At 65.6% G+C, this 26,001-nt stretch carries 21 protein-coding genes; 9 read left to right on the forward strand and 12 right to left on the reverse strand.

From position 1 onward, the window contains the following. Window positions 1-21: 21 nt before the first annotated feature. Both FG486_RS06435 and trmB read right to left on the reverse strand, forming a co-directional pair. Window positions 22-1,227 (reverse strand): tyrosine-type recombinase/integrase, encoded by a 1,206-nt coding sequence (locus tag FG486_RS06435; protein WP_181266968.1) that lies wholly within the window; start codon window positions 1,225-1,227, stop codon window positions 22-24. A 139-nt stretch (window positions 1,228-1,366) separates the two neighbouring features. After that, window positions 1,367-2,062, reverse strand: a complete 696-nt coding sequence (trmB, locus tag FG486_RS06440) for a tRNA (guanine(46)-N(7))-methyltransferase TrmB (RefSeq protein ID WP_181266969.1) — start codon at window positions 2,060-2,062, stop codon at window positions 1,367-1,369. A 134-nt stretch (window positions 2,063-2,196) separates the two neighbouring features. Between trmB and FG486_RS06445 the strand changes: the two genes are divergently transcribed. The 4 genes from FG486_RS06445 to FG486_RS06460 all read left to right on the forward strand — a co-directional run bounded on the left by FG486_RS06445 (window position 2,197) and on the right by FG486_RS06460 (window position 7,277). Then, entirely contained in the window at window positions 2,197-3,918 is a 1,722-nt protein-coding gene (locus FG486_RS06445; RefSeq protein ID WP_181266970.1) for a long-chain-fatty-acid--CoA ligase, read from the forward strand. Between the two features lie 98 nt (window positions 3,919-4,016). Beyond that, window positions 4,017-4,415 (forward strand): hypothetical protein, encoded by a 399-nt coding sequence (locus FG486_RS06450; RefSeq protein ID WP_181266971.1) that lies wholly within the window; start codon window positions 4,017-4,019, stop codon window positions 4,413-4,415. A gap of 49 nt (window positions 4,416-4,464) precedes the next feature. After that, window positions 4,465-5,811: a TldD/PmbA family protein gene (locus tag FG486_RS06455; RefSeq protein WP_181266972.1), complete on the forward strand. Its 1,347-nt coding sequence runs from the start codon at window positions 4,465-4,467 to the stop codon at window positions 5,809-5,811. Then, window positions 5,811-7,277, forward strand: a complete 1,467-nt coding sequence (locus FG486_RS06460; RefSeq protein ID WP_181266973.1) for a DUF4403 family protein — start codon at window positions 5,811-5,813, stop codon at window positions 7,275-7,277. Before FG486_RS06455 ends, FG486_RS06460 begins: the two co-directional genes overlap by 1 nt. Window positions 7,278-7,287: 10 nt before the next feature. Here FG486_RS06460 and fghA read toward each other — a convergent pair whose 3' ends face one another. Both fghA and FG486_RS06470 read right to left on the reverse strand, forming a co-directional pair. Continuing rightward, complete coding sequence (gene fghA / locus FG486_RS06465) at window positions 7,288-8,127, reverse strand: S-formylglutathione hydrolase (protein WP_338401618.1); 840 nt, start codon at window positions 8,125-8,127, stop codon at window positions 7,288-7,290. Between the two features lie 11 nt (window positions 8,128-8,138). Continuing rightward, a complete protein-coding gene (locus FG486_RS06470) occupies window positions 8,139-9,251 on the reverse strand; it encodes an S-(hydroxymethyl)glutathione dehydrogenase/class III alcohol dehydrogenase (RefSeq protein ID WP_116969658.1) in 1,113 nt (370 codons plus the stop codon). A gap of 156 nt (window positions 9,252-9,407) precedes the next feature. On the opposite strand from FG486_RS06470, the gene FG486_RS06475 reads away from it, so the two are divergent. Beyond that, a complete protein-coding gene (locus FG486_RS06475) occupies window positions 9,408-11,456 on the forward strand; it encodes a GAF domain-containing hybrid sensor histidine kinase/response regulator (RefSeq protein WP_181266975.1) in 2,049 nt (682 codons plus the stop codon). 10 nt (window positions 11,457-11,466) lie between these two features. Here the strand turns inward: FG486_RS06475 and FG486_RS06480 are convergent, their stop codons facing one another. The 4 genes from FG486_RS06480 to FG486_RS06495 form a co-directional block, all read right to left on the reverse strand. Beyond that, window positions 11,467-13,731 (reverse strand): NADP-dependent malic enzyme, encoded by a 2,265-nt coding sequence (locus FG486_RS06480; RefSeq protein WP_066282135.1) that lies wholly within the window; start codon window positions 13,729-13,731, stop codon window positions 11,467-11,469. A gap of 171 nt (window positions 13,732-13,902) precedes the next feature. After that, the gene (locus FG486_RS06485) at window positions 13,903-15,750 is read right to left on the reverse strand and encodes an alpha/beta hydrolase (RefSeq protein ID WP_181266976.1); all 1,848 of its coding nucleotides are present in this window, start codon (window positions 15,748-15,750) and stop codon (window positions 13,903-13,905) included. Between the two features lie 363 nt (window positions 15,751-16,113). Next, complete coding sequence (locus FG486_RS06490; RefSeq protein WP_181266977.1) at window positions 16,114-17,331, reverse strand: hypothetical protein; 1,218 nt, start codon at window positions 17,329-17,331, stop codon at window positions 16,114-16,116. 183 nt (window positions 17,332-17,514) lie between these two features. Beyond that, entirely contained in the window at window positions 17,515-18,726 is a 1,212-nt protein-coding gene (locus FG486_RS06495) for an energy transducer TonB (RefSeq protein WP_181266978.1), read from the reverse strand. 128 nt (window positions 18,727-18,854) lie between these two features. Here FG486_RS06495 and FG486_RS06500 point away from each other — a divergent pair, with 128 nt between their 5' ends. The 3 genes from FG486_RS06500 (at window position 18,855) to FG486_RS06510 (ending at window position 21,366) form a co-directional block, all read left to right on the forward strand. After that, window positions 18,855-19,634, forward strand: a complete 780-nt coding sequence (locus tag FG486_RS06500) for an enoyl-CoA hydratase (RefSeq protein ID WP_241695642.1) — start codon at window positions 18,855-18,857, stop codon at window positions 19,632-19,634. Window positions 19,635-19,751: 117 nt separating this feature from the next. Beyond that, window positions 19,752-20,906 carry an acyl-CoA dehydrogenase family protein gene (locus FG486_RS06505; RefSeq protein WP_060978987.1) on the forward strand — a complete coding sequence of 385 codons (1,155 nt, stop codon included), beginning with the start codon at window positions 19,752-19,754 and terminating at the stop codon, window positions 20,904-20,906. A 22-nt stretch (window positions 20,907-20,928) separates the two neighbouring features. Further along, window positions 20,929-21,366, forward strand: a complete 438-nt coding sequence (locus tag FG486_RS06510) for an acyl-CoA thioesterase (protein WP_066282080.1) — start codon at window positions 20,929-20,931, stop codon at window positions 21,364-21,366. A gap of 39 nt (window positions 21,367-21,405) precedes the next feature. Here the strand turns inward: FG486_RS06510 and FG486_RS06515 are convergent, their stop codons facing one another. Further along, entirely contained in the window at window positions 21,406-21,780 is a 375-nt protein-coding gene (locus FG486_RS06515) for a PRC-barrel domain-containing protein (RefSeq protein ID WP_066282082.1), read from the reverse strand. A 240-nt stretch (window positions 21,781-22,020) separates the two neighbouring features. Here FG486_RS06515 and FG486_RS06520 point away from each other — a divergent pair, with 240 nt between their 5' ends. Then, window positions 22,021-23,847 (forward strand): patatin-like phospholipase family protein, encoded by a 1,827-nt coding sequence (locus FG486_RS06520; RefSeq protein WP_181266980.1) that lies wholly within the window; start codon window positions 22,021-22,023, stop codon window positions 23,845-23,847. Between the two features lie 3 nt (window positions 23,848-23,850). On the opposite strand, the gene FG486_RS06525 is transcribed toward FG486_RS06520, so the two are convergent. From FG486_RS06525 to FG486_RS06535, 3 genes are read right to left on the reverse strand one after another with little or no spacing between them, the layout of a single operon-like run. Next, complete coding sequence (locus tag FG486_RS06525; RefSeq protein WP_181266981.1) at window positions 23,851-24,153, reverse strand: SemiSWEET family sugar transporter; 303 nt, start codon at window positions 24,151-24,153, stop codon at window positions 23,851-23,853. Beyond that, entirely contained in the window at window positions 24,150-25,205 is a 1,056-nt protein-coding gene (locus FG486_RS06530) for a mechanosensitive ion channel family protein (RefSeq protein WP_181266982.1), read from the reverse strand. The genes FG486_RS06525 and FG486_RS06530 overlap by 4 nt, the downstream gene beginning before the upstream one ends. A gap of 42 nt (window positions 25,206-25,247) precedes the next feature. Further along, window positions 25,248-25,880, reverse strand: coding sequence for a Crp/Fnr family transcriptional regulator (locus tag FG486_RS06535; RefSeq protein WP_066282089.1), 633 nt, complete (start codon window positions 25,878-25,880; stop codon window positions 25,248-25,250). Window positions 25,881-26,001 lie beyond the last annotated feature (121 nt).

Here is a 26,001-nt window from a genome sequence, read left to right on the forward strand (position 1 = left end):
AATTCCAACCTGCCCAGGTATTTATGCTCCTTGCCTTATCGCGCGCGCAACATGCTCATTCCACAAACTCATCGCTTCGCGTTTTTCTGGCTTCCAATCATGCCGCTGGTAAATACCGGCGACTCCGGCTCGAGCACCGCCCACATGGTTCAGTATTGCCTCGGTGACTTCGAAGCGCACCCCTAGTCTTTGGAAGCCTGTAGCAAGCGTGCGGCGCAAATCGTGCAGACGCCAGGCAGGCATAGGCTCACCACCGTCAGTCGCAATAAGGCTATCAAGCTTGGATTTGCCCTTATGGTACCCTGTAAAGCCCTTGCCTGATGATGTCGCAAAAACCCTTCCATGTAGGGGCCATGCCCCTCCATCTGCCAGATCATCGAGCACCTCAGCCGCTAGCGCGTTCAATGGGACTATGTTGGGCTCGCCATTCTTCGACCGATTGCTTGGAATGGTCCAGACATGCTCATCTTGATCGAGCTCTTCCCATGACATTGAGGCGACTTCCTCGCGACGCTGGCCTGTTGCGATGAGCAGTCTGATTATGGGACCAAAGCATCGATGGACATGATAGGATTGCCGCCAAATCCTACCGAGCTCACTATCGGATAACCAGCGGTCCCGTGGCTTCACAGCTGGCGGTGTCTCCATGCCATCCATAGGGCTGCGGTCCAGATCTCCCCTGCTCACCGCCCAACGGAACAATCTGCGCAAAACGGCGAAAACATTGCGTCGATTCGCGATTTGTGCAGGCGGCATGCGATCAAAGACGACAACGATGTCATGCCGCTTGATCTTCGGCAGAGGTTTTTTTCCGAGGACAGGTATGACGTGGAGCTTGAGCGACCGACTGACGAGATTTCGCCATTTTTGTTTCACCAGCGATTGCTCAAACTTCGCAGCATAATTGGCAAAAGCGAGATCTACCGCTTCGCGCCGACGTTGTCGGTCGGCTTCTGCTGGATCGGTGCCCTGCGCGATCAGAATCAAGAGCCGCTGGGCTTCTTCTCTTGCCGTCGTCGGCGTCCACGGTGAACCGTGACTGCCGATTGTGTATCGGCGCGTGCTCGCCTCCCTACCGCCCATCCTGAACTGGAGAACATACACGACGGCTCCGCTTCTGGAGAATTTGGCACCAAATCCCTTGATCCCATCGTCCCAAACGAAGCCCACAAAGTGCGCAGCGATCGCAGCGTCAATTGACCGCTTTGTAATTTTTCCACTGGCCATCCGGGTTCTCCTGGCTCTCGCTCAGCAATCACCCAGCAATCACCGAGCAATCACCGAAGCGGAAATCACCGCCAATGAGCGAAAACCTTAGGCGACCTAAACTCTTGGAAAAACAGACTTTTCGTACTCTAGGCTACGCTCAAATTCGACGATACCTAAAGTACCAGACCTCGTGCCCCTGCACGCGGGCCTTGGCCTCGTAGCGCGTCTCGGGCCAGCCGCCGGGGCGGGTGAGAAAATCCTTCGGCCGCTCGCACAGCCAGTCGAACGCGGGGTGATCGTTCATCACCATCATCGCATGCGCGACATAGATGGGGTGATCGGTGCCGAAGCGGAATTCGCCGCCGGGTTTCAGCTTGGACGCAATCAGGTCGACCGGCCCCTTGTTCATCATCCGCCGCTTGGCATGGCGCGCCTTGGGCCAGGGATCGGGGTGCAGCAGATAGACGAAGCTCAGTGCGCCGTCGGGCACGCGCTCGAGCACGTCGATGGCATTGCCCATGTGCAGCCGGACGTTGAACAGATGCTGCTCGCGCACATGCTGCAACGCGCCGACCACGCCGTTGAGAAACGGTTCCGCTCCGATGAAACCGTGATCGGGCAGCATATCGGCGCGATAGGCCATGTGCTCGCCCGCGCCGAAGCCGATCTCGAAATGCAGCGGGCGATCGTCGCCGAACAGCCGGCGCGAGGTGATCTCGCCGTCTTCCGGCACGCTGATCTGCGGCAGCAGCTTCTCGACCAGCTCGGCCTGGCCTAGGCGCAGCTTGTGGTTCTGCTGACGGCCATAAAGCCGCCGCACCGATACGGGGTCTCCGGGTTTGTACGCGGTCATGGGCAACGCGCCTAGCAAAGCCGCGCCGCGATGCAAGCGGCAGGTTGGTGATTGACGCAATCTATCGGGCGCTATCGACCGGTTGAATGGCAAGCGGCTTGTGCGGTGCGCGTCGCTTATTTACAGTGATGTCAATGACTGACGCTCCCGCCTCCGCTTCGCCCGCCCTTTCCGCCGCTGCCGATGGTGCAGAGCCGATCTGGAAGACGCATTACAACCATCCCTGCGCCTGGGATCAGACCTTTGCGCCGCTATCGCTTCCGCAGATGTTCTTCGCGTCGGCTGAGCGCAAGGGATCGGCGCCGCTGCTCGACTTCATGGGTCGCAAATACGGCTATGACGAGGTCGCCAGCGGTGTCGCCAGGGTGGCCAAGGGGCTACAGGCGCTGGGCATCGGCAAGGGCGACCGCGTTGGCCTGTTCCTGCCCAACGTGCCGCATTATGTCGCGGCCTATTATGGCGCGATGGCGGCCGGGGCGACCGTGGTCAATTTCTCGCCGCTCTACACCGTCGACGAGCTGGCGCATCAGGTCGAGGACAGCGGCACGACGATCCTGTTCACGCTGTCGGCCACCGCCTTGCTGCCCACCGCGCTCAAGGTGCTCGACAAGTCGGGGCTCGAACGGCTGGTGGTGGGATCGGTCGCGGGCGGGCTTTCGCCGGTCAAGTCGCTGCTGTTCCGGATGTTCAAGGGCAAGGAGACCAGCGCGCTCCCGAACGATCCGCGGATCACGCGCTTTTCGAAGCTGATCGCCAATGACGGCCGCTACACGCCGGTGCCGATCGATGCGGAGCGCGACATCGCGCTGTTCCAATATACCGGCGGCACCACCGGCACGCCCAAGGGCGCGATGCTTAGCCACCAGAACCTCTCGGCCAATGCGCGCCAGGTCAATGCGATCGACCCGCGCAACGACAGCGAGCATGACCGCATCCTGGGCGTTCTGCCCTTCTTCCACGTCTTCGCCAACACCTGCGTGCTCAACCGCACCGTGCTCAACGGCGGCGAGATCGTGATGCTGCCGCGCTTCGAGGCGGAAGCGGCGCTCAAGGCGATCACGCGCACCCAGGTGACCGCGCTGCCCGGCGTTCCGACCATGTACCAGGCGCTGCTCGACAATCCGGAAATTGCCAACACCCGGTTCGCATCGCTTCGCGCCTGCATTTCGGGCGGCGCGCCGCTCGCCGCCGAGGTGAAGGCCCGGTTCGAGGAGGTCACGGGTGCCAATGTCGTCGAGGGCTATGGCCTGACCGAGAGCAGCGGCGTCGTTTCGACCAATCCCTATGAGGGGCTGAACAAGCCCGGCACCATCGGCCAGCCGCTGCCCGGCACGCTGGTTCGTCTGGTCGACAAGGAAGACCCGACCAAGGATGTGGCCCCCGGCGAGCCGGGCGAGATCATCTTTGCCGGACCCCAGGTGATGCGCGGCTACTGGAACCGCCCCGATGCCGATGCCGAGGTGTTCATCGGCGGATTCCTGCGCACCGGCGATGTCGGGCAGATCGACGAGGACGGCTATATCCGCATCGTCGACCGCATCAAGGACATGATCGCGGTGGGCGGCTTCAAGGTCTTTCCGAGCCAGATCGAGGAAATCCTCTATCGTCACCCTGCGGTGAAGGAGGCGCTGGTGATCGGCGTGCCCGATCCCTATCGCGGCGAGAGCCCCAAGGCGTTCGTGGCGCTGCAGGAGGATGCCCAAGCCGACGGCGCTGCACTGATGGCCTGGCTCAACCCGCAGCTGGGCAAGCACGAACGCGTGATCGCGGTCGATATCCGCGACTCGCTGCCCAAGACGCTGATCGGCAAGCTCGACCGCAAGGAGCTGCGGAAAGCCGAGGGAATCACCGCCTGAGGCATGCGGTTAACGCCCCTTGCCAAGCTGTCACGTCAATGACACACTCCCCGTAAATGCAGGGGTGGGGCCTGCATTGGCAAGGCAGGGGAACGCATATGCCCAATGCACTCGAAAAGCGGTTCGAGGCCGCACGCTTCAATGCCGATATCGTCAAGCCGGTCGCACCCGAAAGCGTGTGGGAAAAGCGGATCAGCAACCAGGTCGCTTATGCGCTGCTGATGTATACCGGCCTGCAGATTTTCGTGGTGATGCAGGCGATCCGGGGCGAAGGCGCGTCGATCCTGCCGTATATGGGCCTGGTGGCGCTGGTCGGGATCGTCATCCCGCTGTGCCGCCGCATGGAAAAGCGCTGGCAGCGGCTCGCGCGCAGCGGCGCTTCCGACGACGCCCTGCTTTCTACCTATCGCGGCGATCGCCTGGGCATCTGGCTGTTCGCCATCGGCTTTCCCTTCGGTTTCGTTGCTCTTTTCAAGGGCCTGCAGTCGCTGATCTGACGCGGCAGGCTCGATTGACCCTGGCCTGCCCGCGCCCTACATCGCGCTGATGCAGACCCCCAATCAAGCCAGAGACCTGGCGCAAGACCTTGTTTCCCGCGCCATGGCCGCTGGTGCGACCGCCGCCGATGCGGTGTTCGCCTGCGATGCTTCCACCGATGTGCAGATGCGGCTCGGCGCGCTCGAGGACGTTCAGCGCTCCGAAAGCGCTTCGATCGGCCTGCGTGTGTTTCACGGGAAACAGTCGGCGAGCGTTTCGGGCGCGGACGTCAGCCCCCAGGGCCTTGCGACGCTGGCCGAGCGCGCGGTGGCGATGGCACGGCTTGCGCCCGAAGATGCCTATGCGGGCCTCGCTCCCGAAGACCGACTGATGCGCGCGCCCCTGCCCGATCTCGAACTCGATGACGGCGGCGATCCCGACCCGGCGCTCTTGCGCGGACTCGCGCTCGCCTGCGAGGAGGCCGCACGCGCGGTGCCCGGCGTCACCAACAGCGAGGGCGGGTCCGCCAGCGCGGTGCGCTCGGTGATGGCGCTCGCCACCAGCCACGGCTTTTGCGGCAGCTATGGTGGCAGCCGCTATGGCGTTGCCGCGAGCGTGCTCGCCGCGCGCGACGGGCAGATGGAGCGCGACTCCGCCTCGCACAGCACGCGCTTCCTCGCCGATCTCGAATCAGCCGAAGATGTCGGCCGCCGCGCCGGCGAACGCGCGGTCGGGCGGCTGGGCACGGGAAAGATCGAGAGCGGACCGATGCCGGTCGTCTATGATCGCCGCGCGGGCGGATCGCTGCTCGGGCCATTGCTGGGCGCGATCTCGGGAAGCGCGATCGCGCGCAAGACCAGCTTCCTGCTCGATCGGCGCGGCCAGCCGGTATTCGATTCAAGTGTGTCGATCGTCGACGATCCGCACCGGCGGCGCGGACAGCGTTCGCGCGCCTTCGATGGCGAGGGCCTGCCCACCGCGCCCTGGCGGATCATCGATCATGGCGTGCTGAGCGGCTGGATGATGGACAGCGCATCGGCCCGCCAGCTGGGCGAAGCGCCCACCGGCCATGCGGCGCGCGGCGTGAGCGGCGCGCCTTCGACCGGCTCCAGCAACGTGCACATGGAAGCGGGTGGGCAGAGCCCCGAGGCGCTGATGGCGGACATCAGGCTGGGGCTCTATGTCACCCAGCTGATCGGCATGGGCGTCAACGGCGTCACCGGCGACTATAGCCGGGGCGCGAGCGGCTTCATCATTCGCGACGGCCAGCTCGCCGAACCGATCAGCGAGATCACCATCGCGGGGAACCTGAAGGACATGTTCGCAGCACTGATCCCGGCGGACGATCTCGAGTTCCGCTACGGCGTCAACGTGCCGACGCTGCGCATCGACGGCATGGTCGTGGCGAGCAGCTGATGCGCATCGCCGCCTGCGCGCTCGCATTTGCCGGGCTGGTGCTGCTGGTCGGCTGCGGCGGCTGGCGCGACGAAGGGCGCCCGCCACGCACCGATGATGCGATCACGGTGCCGCCCCAGGCGTCGCTCGTTTCGGTGCCGGTCGAGGCCGATCTCGGCAATCTCGCGCGCGCGATGGAGCGGCAGGTGCCGCGCCGCCTGTGGAGCATCGACGAGAAGGACCAGGTCTGCGTCGCCAGCGAGAAGGTCGATCTCGGCATCGCCAAGGTCAAGACACCCAAGATCAAGTGCCGCATCGTCGGGGAAGTCACGCGGGGAGCAATCTCCGTCGCGGGGTCGGGCCAGCGCATCCGTCTGTCGATCCCGATCACCGCGGTGGTGCGCGCAGAGGATATCGCCGGCATCCTGAAGCGCGAGACCGCGACCGCGCGCGCGATGGTGCATGCCGATATCCGCATGGTCATCGCCCGCGACTGGACCCCGCGCGGCACGCTCGACCTCAGCTATTCGTGGACCTCCGAGCCGCATATCGAGTTCCTCGGCCAGAAGATCCGCTTCACCCGGGAAGCCGAGCGCGAACTCGCGCCGATCATCGCCAGGCTCGAACGCGAGCTGCCCGGCGAGCTGGGCAGGCTCGAGCTGCGCCGCCAGATCGAGAAGGCCTGGGCCTCGGCCTTTACCTCGGTGGTGCTCAACGAGCGCAACCCCGAGGTGTGGATGCGCATCACCCCGCGCGAGCTGCAATATGGCGGGTACGAGATCGTGCAGGGCAGGCTCAGGCTGAAGCTCGGCATGCGCGCGCTCACCGAAACCTATGTCGGCAAGAAGCCCCGTCCGCGCAGGCCGATCGCGCTGCCGCCGATGCAGAAGCTCGAGGCTGACACCGGCGAGCTGGCCTTCTTCCTCCCCGTATTCGGCGACTATCGCGAGTTGCAGCCGGTGCTGCTCGAAGCGTTGCAGAAGCGCGCGCGCCGGCCGTTCGTGGTGCCGGGGCTGAACCCGGTCGACGCGACCTTCAAGGCGGCAACCATCTATGGGACCAGCGGCGGGAAGATCGCCGTGGGGCTCACCTTCAGCGCGCATGAACGCGGCAGCAAGACGCCGACGACGGGCACTGTCTGGATGACGGGCAAGCCGGTCAATGCCGAGGATTCGCGGCGCGTCGGCTTCGAGGATTTCGAGGTCACCGGCACCACCGACATGACCGGCGGCGACCTGATCCTCGACATGATCAACGCGCCCGGCGTCGCGCCGATGGTGGCAGAGATGCTCGCGCAGAATTTCGAGCGCGACTATGCCGAACTGCTCGGCAAGATCGATGCGGCGATCGAGACCAAGCGCACCGGCGACCTGATCATCCACGCCAGGGTCAAGCGCGCGAAGACCGGCCAGCTTCAGGCGGCCGGGGCCGGGCTGTACCTGCCGGTCTGGGCGAGCGGCACGGCGAGCGTCACCATTCAGCCCTGACCGGCGTCGCTCAGCCCTTCAACCGCGCGGCGTGCCAGCGCAGGTGATCCTCCATGAAGGTGGAGATGAAATAATAGCTGTGGTCATAGCCCGGCTGCATCCGCAGCGTCAGGTCAATGCCCGCCTTGTCGCAAGCCTCCGCGAGCAGCTGCGGCTTGAGCTGTTCGGCCAGGAAGCTGTCGGCATCGCCCTGATCGACCAGCAGCGCGGGCACGCGCGCGCCATCCTCGATCAGCGCGACCGCATCGTGCTTGCGCCACGCGGCGCGGTCCTCGCCCAGATAGCCGGTCAGCGCCTTGACGCCCCAGGGCACCTGCGAGGGCGCGACGATCGGCGCAAAGGCCGAGACCGCACGAAACCGCTCGGCATGCGTCAGCCCGATGGTCAGCGCGCCATGGCCACCCATCGAATGGCCCATGATCGACTGGCGCGTGAGGTCCGCCGGGAAGCAGTCGCCGATGATCTCGGACAGTTCCTCGGTGACATAGCTCCACATCCTGTAGTGCTGCGCAAACGGGTCCTCGGTCGCATCGACGTAGAAGCCTGCCCCCAGGCCGAAATCGTACGCACCTTCTGGGTCATCCGCGACGCCCTCGCCCCTCGGGCTGGTATCAGGCGCGACGAAGATCAGGCCAAGCTCGGCGCACGCGCGGCGGAAATCGCCCTTTTCGGTGACATTGGCGTGGGTGCAGGTGAGGCCCGAAAGATACCAGACCACCGGCAGCTTCGCGCCCTCTTCATGATCGGGCACGAAGACCGAGAAGGTCATGTCGGTGCCGGTGACCTCCGAGGCATGGCGCAGCACCGCCTGTTCGCCGCCGAAGCTCTTGGCCGAGGAGACGGTTTCCACCGCGACCGGCATCAGAACACCACCACGGAGCGGATCGACTTGCCCGCGTGCATCAGGTCGAACGCGGTGTTGATCTCTTCCAGACCCATGACATGCGTGATCATCGGGTCGATCTCGATCTTGCCCTGCATGTACATGTCGACGATCTTGGGCACGTCGGTGCGGCCTTTGGCGCCGCCGAACGCGGTGCCGCGCCAGTTGCGCCCGGTCACCAGCTGGAACGGCCGCGTCGCGATCTCCTTGCCCGCTTCGGCCACGCCGATGATGATCGAGGTGCCCCAGCCGCGATGGCAGGCCTCGAGCGCGGTGCGCATGACGTCGGTATTGCCCGTCGCGTCGAAGGTATAGTCCGCGCCGCCATCGGTCATCTCGACGATTTTCGCGACGACATCCTCGCGGCTCATGCCCTTGGAGTTGAGGAACGCGGTCATGCCGAACTTGCGGCCCCATTCCTCGCGATCGGGATTGATATCGACACCGATGATCCTGTCCGCACCCGCCAGCCGCGCACCCTGAATGACGTTGAGGCCGATGCCGCCCAGGCCGAACACCACGACATTGTCGCCGACCTGGACCTTGGCGGTGTTGATCACCGCGCCGACCCCGGTGGTGACACCGCAGCCGATATAGCAGCTGGTCTGGAACGGCGCGTCCTCGCGAATTTTGGCGACCGCGATCTCGGGCAGCACGGTGAAGTTCGAGAAGGTCGAGCAGCCCATGTAATGGTAGATCGGCTGGCCCTTGTAGCTGAACCGGGTGGTACCGTCGGGCATCAGCCCCTTGCCCTGGGTCGCGCGGATCGCGGTGCACAGGTTGGTCTTGCCCGAAAGGCAGCTTTTGCACTGGCGGCATTCAGGGGTGTACAAGGGGATGACATGATCGCCCGGCTTGACCGACGTCACGCCCGCGCCGACCTCGCGCACGATCCCGGCGCCTTCATGGCCGAGCACGCTGGGGAAGATTCCCTCGCTGTCGAATCCGTCGAGCGTATAGGCATCGGTATGGCAGATGCCCGTCGCCATGATCTCGACCAGAACCTCGCCCGCCTTGGGACCTTCCAGGTCGAGCTCGACGATTTCCAGCGGCTTCTTCGCTTCAAAGGCAACGGCGGCACGGGTCTTCATGGGTCGCAGACTTTCTGTTGATGGGGTCGCAGCGCCTCTAGCACCCTCGCGTGCCTGCGTTAACCCCGCAACGGGACGGCGGGGTGGAAGAAATGCTCGGCTTCGTCTGGCGCTTGGCGCATCCGGGCCTATATTGCGCAAAACCTGATGCGCGGCATGCCTCGCGCGTCTATGGACGGGTCGATGCTGCTCAACCTCAGCCAGGCGAATTTCCGCAATGACGATGATGCCGCGCGGCTGGCCGCGCTGCGCGCCTATCAATTGACCCCCGACGATCCCGATAACGGCCTTTATGCCGATCTGGTCGGGCTGGCCCGGTCGCTGGGCGGCACCGAAACCGCGTTCATCTCGATCGTCGAGCAGGATCGGCAATGGTTCAAGGCGTCGCAGGGGCTCGACGTGACCGAAACGCCGCGCTCGATCGCCTTTTGCGACCATGCCATCCGCCAGAGCGAGGTGATGGTGGTGCCCGATGCGCTGGCCGATCCGCGCTTCGCCGACAACCCGCTGGTCACCGGCCATCCGCATATCCGCTTCTATGCCGGCGCCCCGATCATCAACGGCGATGGCTTTGCGCTGGGCACGATCTGCCTGTCCGACAGCCGGCCGCGTGAGGCGTTCGAGGGTACCGAGCAGCTCGCCGCGCTTGCGCGTCAGGTCGCGGCGCTGCTCGAGCTGCGCAAGCAGCTGATCCATCAGCAGCTCGCTGCCGACCTTGCCGCCGATCAGCGCGACCGGTTGTGGGACTCGTCGCTCGACATGATGCTCATCACCACCACCGACGGGCTGCTGGTGGCGGGCAATCCGGCCTGGGAAAAGGCATTCGGCCCGGTTCCCGGCGACGGCAAGGGGCATATCCGCGACTATTTCGCCAGACCCGACGAGGCCGAAGTGGTCCAGCTTGCCAGCGGCCAGACCGACGTCCAGCTCGAGCGCGAGATGCGCGGGCGCGACGGCCAGCAGATCTATGCCAGCTGGAGCCTGGCGCGCGAGGGCGAGCTGATCTTCGGCATCGCGCGCGACATTACCCGCGCCCGCGCCGCCGAGGCGCAGCTGGCGCAGGTGCAGCGGATGGAATCGATCGGCCAGCTGACCGGCGGCATCGCGCATGATTTCAACAATCTGCTCACCATCATCTCGGGCAATCTCGATATCGCGCAGAAGCGCATCGCCACAGGCCAGGTCGACCGCGCCGAGGCCGCCATAGCCAACGCGCGCGACGGGGCGAGCCGCGCCGCCAACCTGACCCAGCGCCTGCTCGCCTATGCCCGGCGCCAGTCGCTCACCCCGACGCTGATCAAGCCGACCGAACTCATCCGCGATCTCGAACCGCTCGCAGCCCAGGCGCTCGACGAACGCCACGAGCTCGCGGTCGACTGCCCCGACAGCCTGTGGCCGATCACCGTCGATGCCAGCCAGCTGGAAAACGCGCTGCTGAACCTCGTGGTCAACGCGCGCGATGCCATGGACCAACCGGGCACGATCACCATCCACGCCGCCAACGCGCTGCGCAACGAGGAGGACATGGCCGACGGGCACGACGCGCCGCCGGGCCGCTATGTCCGCTTCTGCGTCAACGATACCGGATCGGGCATTCCGGCCGATATCGCCGCGCATATCTTCGAGCCGTTCTTCACCACCAAGGAGATCGGCAAGGGCACCGGGCTCGGCCTCAGCCAGGTGCAGGGCTTTGTCGCGCAATCGGGCGGGTTCGTCACGCTGAAGACCGCGCCCGGCGAAGGCACGACGTTGAGCCTGTGGCTGCCGGTCACGGCAGATGCGTTCGACGACCTGCCCGGCCGCGATGGCACCGGCGATGCCGAGGCGATGTGTCGCGCGGGCTGCACGATCCTTCTCGCCGAAGACAATGCGGCATTGCGCGCGCATGTCAGCGACGTGCTGCAGGAAGCCGGTTTCCGCGTTGTCGAGGCCGAGGACGGTCAGGCCGCGCTCGATATGATGCGCGCCGCCGAGGAGCGCCCCGATCTGCTGCTGAGCGACATCACCATGCCGCGGCTCGACGGCAAGGCGCTCGCCGCAGAAGTGCACCAGTCCTGGCCCGAAATCCCGATCGTGCTGATGACCGGCTATGCCGGCGGCGCGATCGACAGCTGCCCGTACAATGTGCTGATCACCAAGCCGTTCGCGCCCGACGATCTGGTGGCTTTGGTGCGGCGAACGCTCGCCGCCGCACCGGCAGCCTGATCGGACAAGGTCAGCCGACCACGCCCGCCGAGGCGAGCAGCGCCAGCGTGAGCAGATCGCCCGCGGTCGAGGACATCGAGGCGATCTGCACCGGCTTTTCCATGCCGATCAGCATCGGGCCGATCATCGCATCGCCACCCAGTTCGCGCAGCAGCTTGGCCGAGAGATTGGCCGATTGCAGCCCGGGCATGATCAGCACATTGGCCGGTGCCGACAGGCGGCAGAACGGATAATTGGCCATCAGCTTCGGGTTGAGCGCGACATCGGGCGACATCTCGCCTTCATATTCGAACGCGACCCCGCGCTGGTCGAGAATGCTCACCGCATCGCGGATATTGTCGAGCCAGCGTCCCGAGGGATTGCCGAAATTCGAATAGGACAGGAACGCGACGCGCGGCTCGTGCCCCAGCCGCCGGGCGACATGCGCGGTATTTTCCGCGATGCACGCCAGTTCCTCGGCATCGGGGCGTTCGTTGACCGTGGTATCGGCCAGGAACACGGTATGGCTCTTGCCGACCATGACATGGATGCCGAACGGCGTCTGGCCCGGCTTGGGATCGAGCACGCGGCGGATTTCGCGCATCGACTGGCCGAAAGTGCGGGTGATGCCGGTCAGCATCGCATCGGCCTCGCCCAGATGGAGCAGCGCCGAACCGAAGATGTTGCGGTCCTGATTGACCATGCGCTTGACGTCGCGCTTCAGATAGCCGCGCCGCTGCAGCCGTTCGTAGAGCACGTCGACCATGTGCGGCACCAGCGGCGAGTTGGTGCTGTTGTGCACCTCGAACGCCATCGGATCGTCGACCGCCAGTTCCTTCAGCTTGTCGCGCACGCGCTGCTCGCGGCCGACCAGCACCGGCGTGCCATAGCCGCCATCGCGGAACTGGATGGCAGCGCGCAGCACCACCTCTTCTTCCGCCTCGGCAAAGACGACGCGCTTGGGATTGGCACGCGCATCGCTGTACACCTGGGTCAGCACCGCGGTGGTCGGGTTGAGCCTCGACTTGAGCGAATGGCGATAGGCCGCCATGTCCTCGATGCGCTTCTGCGCGACGCCGGTGTCCATCGCCGCCTGCGCCACTGCCGCCGAAACCCGCTCCATCAGGCGCGGATCGAACGGGGCGGGAATGATGTAATCGACGCCGAATTTCTGCGTCGCGCCGCCATAGGCCGCCGCCACCTCTTCGGGCACCTGCTCGCGCGCGAGTTCGGCAATCGCCTTGGCGGCGGCGATCTTCATCTCCTCGTTGATCGCCGTCGCGCGCACGTCGAGCGCGCCGCGGAAGATGAACGGGAAGCCGAGCACGTTGTTGACCTGGTTCGGATAATCCGACCGGCCGGTGGCGATGATCGCATCGGGCCGCGCCGCCTTGGCATCGGGCGGGGTGATTTCGGGATCGGGATTGGCCATGGCGAAGATGATCGGCTGCGGTGCCATCTTCATCACCATGTCGGGCTTCAATGCCCCGGCGGCCGAAAGCCCGAGGAAGATGTCTGCCCCGTCGAGCGCCTCTTCGAGCGTGCGCCGGTCGGTCTTGGCGGCATGCGCCGACTTCCACTGGTCCAGATCGTCGCGGCCCTGATAGATCACGCCCGAACGGTCGCACATCAGCACGTTGTCGTGCGGTACGCCCATCGCCTTGATCAGCTCGGTGCACGCGATCGCTGCAGCGCCCGCGCCGTTGACCACCATCTTCACGTCCTTGAGCTCGCGCCCGGTCAGATAGCAGGCGTTGAGCAGGCCAGCGGCGGAGATGATCGCGGTGCCATGCTGGTCATCGTGCATGACCGGGATGTTCATCCGCTCCTTCAGCGCCTGTTCGATGATGAAACAGGCCGGCGCCCCGATATCCTCGAGGTTGATCCCGCCGAAGCTGGGTTCGAGCAGCTCGACGCATTCGATAAAGCGGTCGACATCCTCGGTATTCACCTCGATATCGATCGAGTCCACATCGGCGAAGCGCTTGAACAGCACCGCCTTGCCTTCCATCACCGGCTTGGAGGCAAGCGCACCGAGATTGCCCAGACCCAGGATCGCGGTACCGTTCGAGATGACGGCCACCAGATTGCCCTTGGCGGTATAGTCATAGGCGGTCGCCGGGTCCTCGGCGATCGCGCGCACCGGCACGGCCACGCCCGGCGAATAGGCGAGGCTCAGGTCGCGCTGCGTCGCCATCGGCTTCGAGGCGATGATCTCGATCTTGCCGGGACGCCCCGCCGAATGGAAGTGCAGCGCCTCGCGCTCGGTGAACTGGACGTTGCTCTTATCGCTCATCGACAGGCCCTTGTCTGGCGAACGCATGGGCCGCGTCCGCTGGTTGATCGAAATGTGTTCTGCCGCTTGCCCGGCCCGATGGTTTGATGACGCCCCGCTGGGTCTTGCATAGACGTGACCGCAAGCGTTGGGCAAGCCTTGACGCTACGAAATGTTGCGCAGCATGGCGCTTCAGCCATCGTCCTCGCCGCGCAGCGCGGCCGCGACCAGGTCGGGCCGCTGGAACAGCAGCATGCGCCCGGTGCCGGGCACGATCGCGGCGCGCGAACCCGGCCAGAGCCCCTGCCAATAGGGCACGGAATCGGATGCGGCGTACATCGTGTCCTCGGCCCCACACAGGATCGTGATACGGCTGCCATCAGCGAGCGGGCGCACCGTATCATGCGGTTCGCAGCGCGCGATGGCGAGGAAGCCCGCCCCGCCCTGCATCGCGCTCTGCTGGGTCGAACGGACATAGGCGGCGAGGATATCGCGATCGGCCAGCGTGGCGCGGTCCGCTTCCGATCCGCCGACCACCTGCAGCACCAGCCGCTCGACCGTGCGTGCCGAGGCGCGGCGCGACAGGTGCGTGGCGAGCGGCGCGACCAGCCCGGGGCGCGAATAGACCAGCCGCTTGACATGGCCCTGCAACCCGCCGAGCCGACCGTCGGCCAGCGGCGGCGGCTCGGGGTTGAGCACCACTGCACGGTCGAACCGGTCGGCATGCTGCACCGCGAAATGCGCCAGCACCATCGTGCCGCCGCGCGCAAGAATGCACGTCCGGGCGATCCCCAGCGCATCGAGGATCTCCAGGATGTCGCGCATGTTGTGGTCGAGATAATCGCCCTCGATCATCGAGGTGAGGCCGAAGCCGGGTCGGTCGAGCGTGATCGGGCGGACGCCGCCGGCCTGCAGCGCGGCGATCGCCTTTGCAGGCAGGTGCCGCCCGGTGGTTGCGGTGTGCAGGCAGATGAGCGGGATGCCGTCGCGCGGCCCGTGATCGGCAAAGGCGATGCGCCCCGGCCGGTCGCGGCGCGGTAGCAGCCGCAGCGGTTCGGCGCCGCGCGTTGCCACCGACAGGTCGATATCGGTCGCCTCGGCGAGGGCCGCCACTGCCTGGATATGCCCGACCAGCGTGGTCAGCTGCACCACGGATTGCAGCTCGCACTGCGCGAAGATCGCCTTCAGTTCCGACTTGACGATGTTGACCGACAGCCCCAGCCGCAGCGCGCATTCCTCGCGCGTCAGCCCGCGCGCGATCGTGTCGGCGATGCGTGCCTGGCGTTCGGACAGCCCGAAGATGTCGCGCAGCACCGGCTCGATCGCGAGATCGCCTGGCTGCTCGCCGCTCTCGATCTGCAGGCACAGCGCAACGAACTCGCCTTGGCGGTGGCAGCCCGCCTTGGCCATCGCGGACTTGATCGCATCGCGCCCGGTCTCATAGCCGATGCCCTCCATCCGCGCCGCCTCGCGCACATCGCCGCCGCGCACCAAGGCTTCGGCCATGCTGACCTCGCGCGCGGAAAAGCCGAACAGCCGCGCCGCTGTCGCCAGCCCGCGCGGTTGCAGCGTCGGCGGCAGATGCGCGACCAGCGCATAGCAGGCCTCGCCGCGTTCGAGCGCGCGGCGCACCTCGGCTGCCAGCGGCCAGTGGCGCGCGGCGGCGAGCGGGGCGGCGGCCACCGCGATGAACTTGCCCCGGTCCTCGAGCAGGTACGACACGCTCGCGCGCCCTGCCCTCAGCGCGCCGAGCTCTGCCCGGCCGCGGTTGAGCGGCGCGGCCCAAGCGGCAAAGGCCGGGTCGGCGATCACGATCGCGCCGTCGGCGTCGCAGGCGGCCGAGGCATAGGCGCGCGGATTGACGAAGGCGGGGCCCGCAGGCGCGCGATCGGCATCGTACATCAGCGCTTTGGCCAACGCCTCGGGCGCTTCGGCAAGCACCGCGCCAAAGCCTTCGCTATCCTCGTGCAGCATGTCGAGCGGATTATGCGCATCGTCCGCAGCGCGGAAGCGTTCCAGAAAGCGCTGAGCGCGGGACATGGGCATGCCCTCCTGCCTTTGGCGCGACCCCCCGGCAGGGACAATGTGTCGAAAGGCCCGCGCCGAGGCAAGCCCCGGCGCGGCAAGGGGAAACGTAGAGCCCTTTCCGACCAATCTGGATCACCGGGACGGAGCCGATTTTGGCCGACTGCAAGGATCGAGGAGGGAGCCATGCTGATGCATAGTGACCGACGAGAGACGCAGCAATCGGCCAAAAGGGGCCCGCCCCTTCGGGGTTGCCGCAGGAGGCCCCACGGACGGCGTCGCCTTGCTTGGACGGGCCACCAGCCCGCCCCGCGCAACGCTCCTTGCCGAGACGCCTCCTGCGGCAATCACGGTGACCCAGATTGGTCGGAAAGGGCTCTAGCTCGGCACGGTCGGGGCGCTGGCCGGTTGCGGCGGCGCGACGGTGAGGTCGATCTGCTCGAAGCGTTTCAGCCCCGCACGACGGCGGATCAGCGAGCGACCGGGAACAACGAAATCCGCCGTCAGCGTGTAACGTTCCACGCGATAGCGCCCCGCAAGATCATCCGGCTCGACCGCAGGCGTGTAACGCCGCTGCGCAATCGCCTTGACGATCGGTTTGGCCCATCCCGTCAATTCCGATCCTCGCAGGATTTCGGCCGACTCGACGTGACCATCGGCTCCGATCGAGAAGCCGACATCCACCCAGTAGATTGGAAAGACCTCTGAAGAACTGCCTGACGAGGGCGCATCCCTTTCGATCGGTGGCGCATTGCCGGGTCCGTACGGAGTGGGCCTGGGTGGGGCCCAGACCAGCATCGGGCCATGACGCTTCTGCTCTTCGCTGAGCTTGGCAATCAAGGCTTCGATTGCTGCGGGGTCGCCCGAACTGGCGTCGAGCCGCATCGCCAGAATTTGCGCCGCCGTCCGCAGGGCCACCGCATTCGGCAGGTCGCTGGCTTCAATCTTCGCCAGCAATGCCATTGCTTCCTGGCGCTGATTGACCCGATACAACATCGCCGCGCGCCCCAGATCGGCGCGCATCGCGATCAGCGGCTGGTTCGCAGCTTCTGCCCGCTGCGACAGGTTATCCAGTTCGCGGATGTTCACCGATGGGCCATCCAGCTGATATTGCGCCTGGATCAGGCGCAGCCGCGCCATCAGCGCGTTGGGCGATTCCGGTGCATGGCGATCGAGCAGCCGCGTCTGCGCCCCCGTGGCGCGCAGCGCTTCGCGCTGATCGCCGAAATGCCAGGCGACGGTCGCGCGCGCGGTGTGCAGTTCGGCGACGGCAAAGGGATCGCTATCGGCCTGTTGCTTGGTGCGCGACACCGCCCTGCCCAGCGCCTTGCGGGCATCGTGATAATTGCCTTCGCGGAACTCGGCTTCGGCATAGCGGACGGTGGCGATGACATCCTCGCGCACGCCGCAGCCGCCCGCCTCGCAGCGCGCGACATCCGCCTTCAGATCCGCCAGTCTGGCCCCGATCACGACGATCTCGTCGCGCTTCAGCGGGCCTGGAACCTGGGGCGTCGGGTTCAGGGGGACGGGGGCTTGCGCCAGCCCGGCAGTGGACAGCCATGCCAGCGCGGTGGCGGCGAACAGACGATAGGCCATGCGTTACTCCGTCGTAAGAAACAACACCCGAATCGGAGAGTATCACGGACCTCCCGACGGCCCTAGGCAAATAATCTGACAATAGCCGATAGAAACGACCGATAATAAACTTCAAAATGACGGGAAATATGGGTCACTACCCCAATCAACCTGTGCGTCGGCCTTGGTACAGCGAGGCGAAACTCAGCCTGGCCCGGCGGGGGCCAAGGCCGGTTGCGGTGGGGCGGCGGTAAGGTCGATCCGCTCGAACCGGGGCGTGCCCGCACGCCGGCGGATCAGCGAGCCTGTGGGCGTGATGAAATCCGCGGTGAGCGTGTATCGCTCGACGCGATAGCGCCCGGCAAGGTCGTCGGTATCGACTGCAGGCGTGTAGCGCCGTTGCGCAATCACCTCGACCAGGGGCCTTGCCCAGATCGCACGCGGCGATCCGCGCAGGATCTGTACGTCCTCCACCCGGCCATCGGGTCCGATCTGATAGCCGATATCGACCCAGCGCAGGTGCATCAGATCGGAGGAATAGCCCTGCACTTGCAACAGCCGGGCATTGTCGGGCGCAGATGTGCTGCCGTCCGGAGCCGGCATCTCGGGTGACCAGACCAGCAAGGGGCCGATGCTCTTTTGCTCGTCGGACAGTCTTGCGATCAGCCGGTCGACAGCTTCCGTGTCGCCGTCCCGCAGCGCAAGCCGCATTTCCGTGATCTCTGCGGCCAGCCGCAAACCCGCCCCCCTGGGATGGTCGTTCGCCTTGATGCTGGCGAGCAGCGCCCTGGCTTCTTCGCGGCGGTTGATGCGATGGAGCATGGTCGCCCGGCTGATGTCCGCGCGCATCGCGACCAACGGCTGGTCGGCGGCTTTTGCCCGTTCGGCCAGCCACTTGATCTGCGCGATGTTCGTCGATGGGCCATCGAGCTGAAACTGCGCCTGGATCAACCGCATCCGCGCCATCAGCGCGTTGACGGAATCCGGCGCATGACGATCGAGCAGCCGCGACGTCGCGGCCGTGGCGCGCAGCGCCTCGCGCTGGTCGCCGAAATGCCAGGCGACGGTTGCGCGCGCGGTGTGCAATTCGGCGACGGCAAAGGGATCGCTGTCCGCCCTGCTCTTGGTGCGCGACACCGCCTTACCCAGCGCTGTGCGCGCATCGTGATAATTGCCTTCGCGGAACTCGGCTTCGGCATAGCGGACGGTGGCGACGACATCCTCGCGCACGCTGCAGCCGCCGGCTTCGCAGCGCTCGACCTCGGCCTTCAGATCCTTGAGCTTCACGCCGACCACGACGATCTCGTCGCGTTGCAGCGGGCCCGGGGCGGCAGGGTTGAGGGGAGCGGGGGTTTGCGCTAGCCCGGCAGTGGAAAGCCATGCCAGGGCCGTGGCGGCCAACAGACGATGAGCCATGCGTTACTCCGTCGGAAGAAATAACACTCGAATCGAAAATTATCACGGAGAGCCAGGCTGCTCAAACTGCATGTTCACAGGCACCACGATAGAAAAGATCGATAATTGACTTCACAATGGAGGGGAAAATGCCGCTCGTTACCACGGACATTGCCAAAGGTGTCGCCATCGTCACGCTGAACCGGCCCGAAGCGATGAATGCGCTGTCCAAGTCGCTGCGCGCCGAACTGGCCGAGGCGATGCTGGCGGTGGCGAGCGACGATGCGGTGCGCGCGGTGGTGCTGACCGGGGCGGGGCAGCGCGCGTTCACCGCCGGGCTCGACCTCAAGGAACTGGGCGCGAGCACCGAGGGGCTGGGCGCGGCCAACGCCACCGACCCGCGCGACAATCCGGTCAAGGCGGTCGAGCAATGCGCCAAGCCGGTGATCGGCGCAATCAACGGCGTCGCGATTACCGGCGGCTTCGAACTCGCGCTCGCCTGCGACGTGCTGATCGCATCGACCAATGCCCGCTTTGCCGATACCCATGCCCGGGTCGGCATCATGCCCGGCTGGGGTCTGTCGCAGAAGCTTTCGCGGATGATCGGCATCTCGCGCGCCAAGGAGCTGTCGTTCACCGGCAATTTCCTCGATGCCGACACCGCCGAGCGCTGGGGGCTGGTCAATCGCGTGGTCGAGCCGGACGCGCTGCTCCCCGCCGCCACCGCGCTGGCGCGCGACATGGCGAATATCGATCCCGCCATGCTCGCCGCCTACAAGAGGCTGATCGACGACGGCTATGCGATGAGCTTCGGACAGGGCCTTGCCCTAGAGGCGGAGCGGTCAACCGCCGCCAATGGTCAGGTCGCGCCGGAATCGGTCGAGCAGGCGCGGCTGGCGGTAATGGCACGTGGGCGAGCGCAGAGCTGACGCCGCTTTAACCGAACGATTAAATAGCGATTGACGTTTACGTCAACGCAGCGCTAGACCTTGGTGCACCGCCGCGCGGCATGAATCGCGCGGCCGAGAATTCACCGGAGAGAAGCCATGTCGCTCGATGCCCTTGCCCGCACCGCCTATACCGCCGATCACGAGGCCTTCCGCCAGACCGTGCGCCGCTTCATGCAGGAAGAGGTCGCGCCCAATGCGGTGAAATGGGACGAGGAAAAGATCGTTCCACGTGAAATCTGGCCCAAGGCAGGCGAGCTCGGCATGCTGTGCCCGACCGTTCCGGAAGAATATGGCGGCCTGGGCCTCGACTTCGGCTATAATGCCATCGTCAACGAGGAAGCGGCGTATTTCGGCGGATCGCCGCTCGGCTTCTCGTTGCAGTCGGACATCGTGGTCAACTATCTCGTCCAGTACGGTTCCGAAGAGCAGAAGCAGAAATGGCTGCCGCGCCTCGTCTCGGGTGAGACCATCACCGCGATCGCGATGACCGAGCCGGGCACGGGATCGGACCTTCAAGGCATCCGCACCACCGCCCGCAAGGATGGCAACCATTATGTCATCAACGGATCGAAGACCTATATCACCAACGGCCAGAATGCCGACCTGATCCTGGTCTGCGCCAAGACCGATACCGAGGTGCAGCCGGCCTGGAAGGGCGTGTCGATCATCCTGGTCGAAGCCGATCGCGAGGGCTTTGCGCGCGGGCGCAACCTCGACAAGATCGGCCAGGACGCTGCCGACACGTCGGAGCTGTTCTTCAACGACGTGCGCGTGCCGATGACCAACTGCCTCGGCGAAGAGGGCAAGGGCTTCATCTATCTGATGAGCGAGCTGCCGCAGGAGCGCCTGTCGATCGCCGTCTCGGCCCAGGCTTCGGCACAGAAGGCCTATGACGATACCGTCGCGTTCGTGAAGGACCGCAAGGCCTTCGGCAAGACGGTGTTCGATTTCCAGAACACCCGCTTCGTGCTCGCGGACCTCAAGACCAAGCTGCAGGTCGGCTGGGCGCATCTCGACTGGGCGCTCAACCGCCACGCCAAGAAGGAACTGACCGCGGTCGAGGGCGCGGCCGCCAAGCTGTGGCACACCGAATTGCAGTGGGAAATCATGGACAAGTGCCTCCAGCTGCACGGCGGCGCCGGTTACATGAACGAATATCCGATCGCCCGGGCCTGGCGCGGTGCGCGCGTGACGCGCATCTTCGGCGGCACCAACGAGATCATGAAGGAACTGATCGGCCGTTCGCTCTGAGCAGCTGACCAGGAACCATCGAATGCCCAAAGCAGAAGCCTGGCAGCGCGATCCGGAGAGCTATCCGTTCAGCACGGTCACCGAAACGCGCTTCCAGGATCTGGACCCGCTCGGCCATATCAACAATGTCGCGATGGCGGCGCTGTTCGAGAATGGCCGGGTGCGGTTCAACCGCAATCTGGGGCTCGAACGCCGTCAGCCGGGCGAGCGCTGGCTGATCGCGGCGGTCTCGATCGATTATGTCGCCGAAGCGCATTTCCCCGACCCGGTCGAGGTGATGAGCGGCATCGGGCGGATCGGCTCGTCGAGCTGGGACATCTATTCGGCCGCCTTTCAGCAGGGCGTGTGCGTCGCGACCTGCGTCTCGACGCTCGTGCTGACCGACAAGAACGGGCCCAAACCGATCCCCGAGCCGTTGCGCAAGCGCTACGAAGAGCTGTTCGTGCGCAAGCCGGGATGAGAAAAGGGCCAGAGCATCGCTGCTCCGGCCCTTTCGTCCTTACCAGTAAGGCTGGACCTGCCAGTAATTGTAGACGCTCGACTGATAGTCGCGGTCATAGGCGCGGTCACGATCGCTTTCGGAAAAGCGCGGCGCGTCCTTGAGCTGGTCGGCGGTCACGTTGACCAGATAGCCGCCAAGATCGGTGTCATAGCTGAGCTTCGACCAAGGCAGGCTGTGCAGTTCGCTGCCGATGCCCAGAAAGCCGCCGACCGAGACGATGACGTCGGTGACGCGCCCTTCGCGCTTGCTGATCAGCATGTTGGTGACGGTGCCGATCTTCTCGCGATCCGCGCCATAGACCGCGGTGCCATCGACGCGGTCGCTCGAGATGGTGTCATAGCCGCGTTCGAGCGTGCTGTCGGTCATGTTCATGGGGGTTCTCCTCGTGCTGTCCGCCGGTTCGCCGCTTCCGTTGGGGAATGGGGCGCTGACCGGGCCATGAGGCGGTTTGGGGGGCGGCCCGGCCAGCAGGGCATCAAGGGTTGAACCCGCAAAGCGTTGCTCGCCTCGTCGCAAATTGCGCTGCCAATACCGATACTTCTGTTTTTGCTGGGGCTGGGCTAGGGTTGGGCGACAATCGCGCGGGGACCAATGCCCCGGAGGGGATGATGGGTGACGCTGGAGCCTGATCACGAGCATGCGGATGGCAGTTTGCGCGACTGGATGCAGTCGGGTCTGTTCGCGGGCGTCGACCAGGCGGCGATCGACGCGCTGAGCGACCGCGCCCACCGGCTCGAGCTGCCAGCCGGCAACATTCTGGTGCGCCAGGGCGATCCTGCCGATTCGCTCTATTTCCTCGAGACCGGCCGCTTGCGCGTGCTGATCGAGACGCCGACCGGCAACAAGGCGGTGGCGCAGATCGAGGCGGGCGAGCCGGTGGGCGAGCTCGCCTTTTTCGGCGGCGGCACGCGCACCGCGACGCTGCAGGCGAGCCGCGACAGCGTGGTGATGGTGCTCGACCGCGCGAGCTACGACGCCGTGGTCGCCGCCTATCCGCAGCTCGTCCCTGCCATCCTCACCGCCGTGACCCAGCGGCTTGCCGCAGTCACCGCCAAGACCCCGCCGATGGAGGCGCGGCTGCCGCGCGTCATCGCGGTGGTGCCATGCGGGTCGAGCCGGGTCGATCCGGCGCTGCTCGGCCGCCTGACCGATGCCATTCGCAAGACGGTGCCCGACGATCGTCAGGTGATGCTGGTGCGCGAAAGCGACGTGCCGCCCGGTCCCGCCAGCGCCTATCAGGCCTGGCTGCGCGAGCACGAGGCGCGGCGCGGCTATCTGCTGATCGATGCCTCGGGCGATCCCGAATGGGGCTCGCTGGTGTGCCGCAATGCAGACGGCCTGCTGATGATCGCCGAATCAGGCGCGAATCCGGCGATGAACCCGCTCGAACAGGCGGGCTGCGCGGCGATCGAACCACCCAATCGCACCTTGCTCGTCCTCCGCGCCGAGGCCAGGCAGCCGATCCGGGGCACGGCCGCCTGGCTCGCCGGACGCGACCCGCATCTGCACCATCATGTGGCGCTCGACAGCGAGGCCGATTTCCGCCGCGTCGCGCGCTTCCTTACCGGACGCGCGGTGGGGCTGGTGCTTGCGGGTGGCGGCGCGCTGGGCTGCGCGCATCTGGGCATCGTGCGCGGGTTGCAGCGCTCGGGCGTGCCGATCGACCTGATCGGCGGCACCAGCGCGGGCGCGGCGATGGGCGCGGCGATCGCGCAAGGACTGTCGGTCGACCAGACGCTCGACCAGATGGAAGCTATGTTCATCGGCGCCAAGGCGATGCGGCGGTTTACCGTGCCGATCCATTCGCTGCTCGACCCCGCCGTGTTCGATGCCGAGCTCGAGGCGCGCTACGGCAATGCCGATATTGCCGACCAGCCGATCAATTTCTTCGCGATCTCCACCAACCTGTCGACCAACGACCTGCACGTCCATCGGCGCGGGGCGCTCTGGCACGCGGTGCGGGCCTCGGGATCGCTGCCGACCATCCTGCCGCCGTTCATCGATACCGACGGTAATATCCTGGTCGATGGCGGCGTGCTCGACAATGTGCCCGTCGTGACGATGCGCGCGCTCAAGTCCGGCCCCAATATCGTCGTGACGCTGGGCGAGGCGGGACAGGTCTGGCGGATCAAGGCCGCGTACCAGTCGCTGAGAAGGCGCGGGCAACTGGTCCGCGACCTGCTGCTGCGGCGCAAGTCGGACAGCGATTTCCCCTCGATCGTCGAGATCATGCAGCGTTCGATGGTGGTGGCGAGCCGCATCGCCTCTCGCTCGATGCTGCGCGAGGGCGACATCTTGTTGAGCCCGCCGATCGTGCCGGGCATGCAGATTCTCGACTGGCATCTGGGGCGCAAGCAGGCCGAGCAGGCCGCGCATTATGCCGAGCAGCAGGTCGCGTCGTATCCGGACCTGCGCGCGCTGGCCGATCCGCCGGGCTGATCGTCAGCTGGTAGGATCAAGCCTTTCCGCAACCTCTCCGGTCTTGCGCTTCGGGAGCGCGATCATGCCCAGGATGAACAGCGCAAAGCACAGGCAGATCGCGTTGGGGATGATCAAGGCCCATTCGCCCTTGAGCAGCCCGAAGGTCGTCCAGGCGAGAAACGCGAGGCTGGTCAGCGCGAACATGCCGAGCGACAGGCCCTCGGTCGATCGTTCGCGGATGATCTTCCACGCCTGCGGGGTGAAGCTCGCCACCGAAGCGCAAGCGCCTACGGTGCCGACAACGGATATCCAGTCGAGGGTCATGAAAGCTCCAGGGGTTCGAGCGCCAGGCGGCTGCGGTTGAGAGAATTGGGAAGTTCATTGGCCATGAAGCGCGCCACCGCCTCGCGCACGTCGCAGCGCAGGTCGAACAGTTCGCCGCCATTGCGCGCGCTCATCAGTACGCGCAGTTCGAGAATGTCAGCGGTCATGTCGGTCACCTGGAGCAGCGCGACGCGGCCATCCCACAGCCGGTGCCCGCGCACCGCGTCGAGCGCGACCTTGCGCACGCTCTCGACATCGGCGGCATGATCGGCATGGATCATCACCGTGCCCAGCAGATGGCTGGTCTGCAGCGTCCAGTTCTCGATCGGCTCCTCGAGCAGCTTCGAGACCGGAATGACCAGGCGGCGGTCGTCCCAGATCTTCAGCACGACATAGGTGAGCGTGATCCGTTCGACCCGGCCCCATTCGCCGCGATAGACCAGCACATCGTCGATCCGCACCGGCTCGGTAAAGGCAAGCTGGATGCCCGCGACCAGGTTCTTGAGCAGCGGCTGCGCGGCGACGCCGAAGGCCAAGCCGGCGAGGCCCGCCGAGGCGACCAGCGCAACACCGATCTCTCGTACCGCCGGAATCTTGAGCAGCAACAGGCCGATGCTGACCAGCCCGACGATGACAATCGCGATGCGGGCGAGAATGTCCGCGCGCGTTCGCCTGCGCCGCGCGGCGAGATTGTCCTCGGCGCTGACATCGGATCGCGCTTCGATATAGCCATGGACGAAACGGATGATCGCGATGACCAGCCAGCCCCAGAGCAGCGGCATGATCACCCGCACCGCGCCGGTCAGCGCGGCGGCGGCCTCGTCACCGCGCACCGCCAGGCTGTCGGTGCCGAGCAGCACCAGCGCGACCATGATCCAGCGCGAAGGCTGGCGGATCGAGGAAACCAGGGCCTCGTCCTGCAGCGTGCTGGTGCGCCGCGCGATGCGGTTGGCGATCGCCATGACAACGGCATGTGCAACCAGCGCAACCGCAACCAGTGCCGCCGCCAGCGCGGGCGTGCGCAGCACTTCCCAGAGATCGGATTGGTCCATCAAGGGGTAACGGCGCACGCCCGATCGGGTTCAGCCATGGGTTCAGAAAAGCGGCTGGTAATTGACCTGGTCGGCCAGTTCCTCGCGATCGAGGATCTCGAGACGGCAATTGACGAGGCGGATGACGCCGTCGGCGCGCATCTGCTGCAGCGTCCGGTTGACGTGCACCGACGAGATGCCGACGAGATCGGCGAGCAGTTCCTGGGTCAGCGGCATGTGATAGCTGTCGGCCTCGCCCTGGCCGCGCATCGCCAGCCGTTCGCCCAGCTCGAGGAACAGATGCGCCATGCGCTCATAGGCGCTCAGGCAGCCGAGGCGGAAGATGCTGTTCTCGAGCTGGCGCTCGATCAGCGCGCATTCCAGCTCGACCACGTCCGATTCGGGCAGCGAGCCGAACTCGATCAGCTGCAGACGGCTGATCGACATGACCGCGTGGTAGAAGCTGGGCTGGTTGCTGCGCCAGACGCCGATGATCTCGCCGGGCAGATACAGGTTGGTCAGCTGGCGCCGACCATCAAAGGTGATGCGATATCCCGCCGCCCAGCCTTCCAGGACGAGTCGCGGCCGGACGACGGTGTCGCCCTGCTGGATGAAATCGCAACGCGGCTCGATGGAACTGGGGGAGTGGCGGGGTTGAGACGGAAACGCGATCGGCAAGCTCGCATGGATGTTCATGATTACGGTGTCTCTCTGCTAGGTCCCTCCACTCGCACCCTTTCAGTTGGCTGAACGCCCGTCCTTATACTGGTATATGTTAGTGCCGGATTCGCGACGAGATGAAAAAAACGGGGGGGCG

The sequence above is a fragment of the Blastomonas ursincola genome (assembly GCF_013607875.1).
GTDB classification, from domain to species: Bacteria; Pseudomonadota; Alphaproteobacteria; order Sphingomonadales; family Sphingomonadaceae; genus Blastomonas; species Blastomonas ursincola.

Excerpts from the sequence above, each read along its gene's own strand:
- FG486_RS06435 (WP_181266968.1), bottom strand. The coding sequence starts at position 1,227 with ATGGCCAGTGGAAAAATTACAAAGCGGTCAATTGACGCTGCGATCGCT.
- trmB (WP_181266969.1), bottom strand. The coding sequence starts at position 2,062 with ATGACCGCGTACAAACCCGGAGACCCCGTATCGGTGCGGCGGCTTTAT.
- FG486_RS06445 (WP_181266970.1), top strand. The coding sequence starts at position 2,197 with ATGACTGACGCTCCCGCCTCCGCTTCGCCCGCCCTTTCCGCCGCTGCC.
- FG486_RS06450 (WP_181266971.1), top strand. The coding sequence starts at position 4,017 with ATGCCCAATGCACTCGAAAAGCGGTTCGAGGCCGCACGCTTCAATGCC.
- FG486_RS06455 (WP_181266972.1), top strand. The coding sequence starts at position 4,465 with ATGCAGACCCCCAATCAAGCCAGAGACCTGGCGCAAGACCTTGTTTCC.
- FG486_RS06460 (WP_181266973.1), top strand. The coding sequence starts at position 5,811 with ATGCGCATCGCCGCCTGCGCGCTCGCATTTGCCGGGCTGGTGCTGCTG.
- FG486_RS06470 (WP_116969658.1), bottom strand. The coding sequence starts at position 9,251 with ATGAAGACCCGTGCCGCCGTTGCCTTTGAAGCGAAGAAGCCGCTGGAA.
- FG486_RS06475 (WP_181266975.1), top strand. The coding sequence starts at position 9,408 with ATGCCTCGCGCGTCTATGGACGGGTCGATGCTGCTCAACCTCAGCCAG.
- FG486_RS06480 (WP_066282135.1), bottom strand. The coding sequence starts at position 13,731 with ATGAGCGATAAGAGCAACGTCCAGTTCACCGAGCGCGAGGCGCTGCAC.
- FG486_RS06485 (WP_181266976.1), bottom strand. The coding sequence starts at position 15,750 with ATGTCCCGCGCTCAGCGCTTTCTGGAACGCTTCCGCGCTGCGGACGAT.
- FG486_RS06490 (WP_181266977.1), bottom strand. The coding sequence starts at position 17,331 with ATGGCCTATCGTCTGTTCGCCGCCACCGCGCTGGCATGGCTGTCCACT.
- FG486_RS06495 (WP_181266978.1), bottom strand. The coding sequence starts at position 18,726 with ATGGCTCATCGTCTGTTGGCCGCCACGGCCCTGGCATGGCTTTCCACT.
- FG486_RS06500 (WP_241695642.1), top strand. The coding sequence starts at position 18,855 with ATGCCGCTCGTTACCACGGACATTGCCAAAGGTGTCGCCATCGTCACG.
- FG486_RS06505 (WP_060978987.1), top strand. The coding sequence starts at position 19,752 with ATGTCGCTCGATGCCCTTGCCCGCACCGCCTATACCGCCGATCACGAG.
- FG486_RS06510 (WP_066282080.1), top strand. The coding sequence starts at position 20,929 with ATGCCCAAAGCAGAAGCCTGGCAGCGCGATCCGGAGAGCTATCCGTTC.
- FG486_RS06515 (WP_066282082.1), bottom strand. The coding sequence starts at position 21,780 with ATGAACATGACCGACAGCACGCTCGAACGCGGCTATGACACCATCTCG.
- FG486_RS06525 (WP_181266981.1), bottom strand. The coding sequence starts at position 24,153 with ATGACCCTCGACTGGATATCCGTTGTCGGCACCGTAGGCGCTTGCGCT.
- FG486_RS06530 (WP_181266982.1), bottom strand. The coding sequence starts at position 25,205 with ATGGACCAATCCGATCTCTGGGAAGTGCTGCGCACGCCCGCGCTGGCG.
- FG486_RS06535 (WP_066282089.1), bottom strand. The coding sequence starts at position 25,880 with ATGAACATCCATGCGAGCTTGCCGATCGCGTTTCCGTCTCAACCCCGC.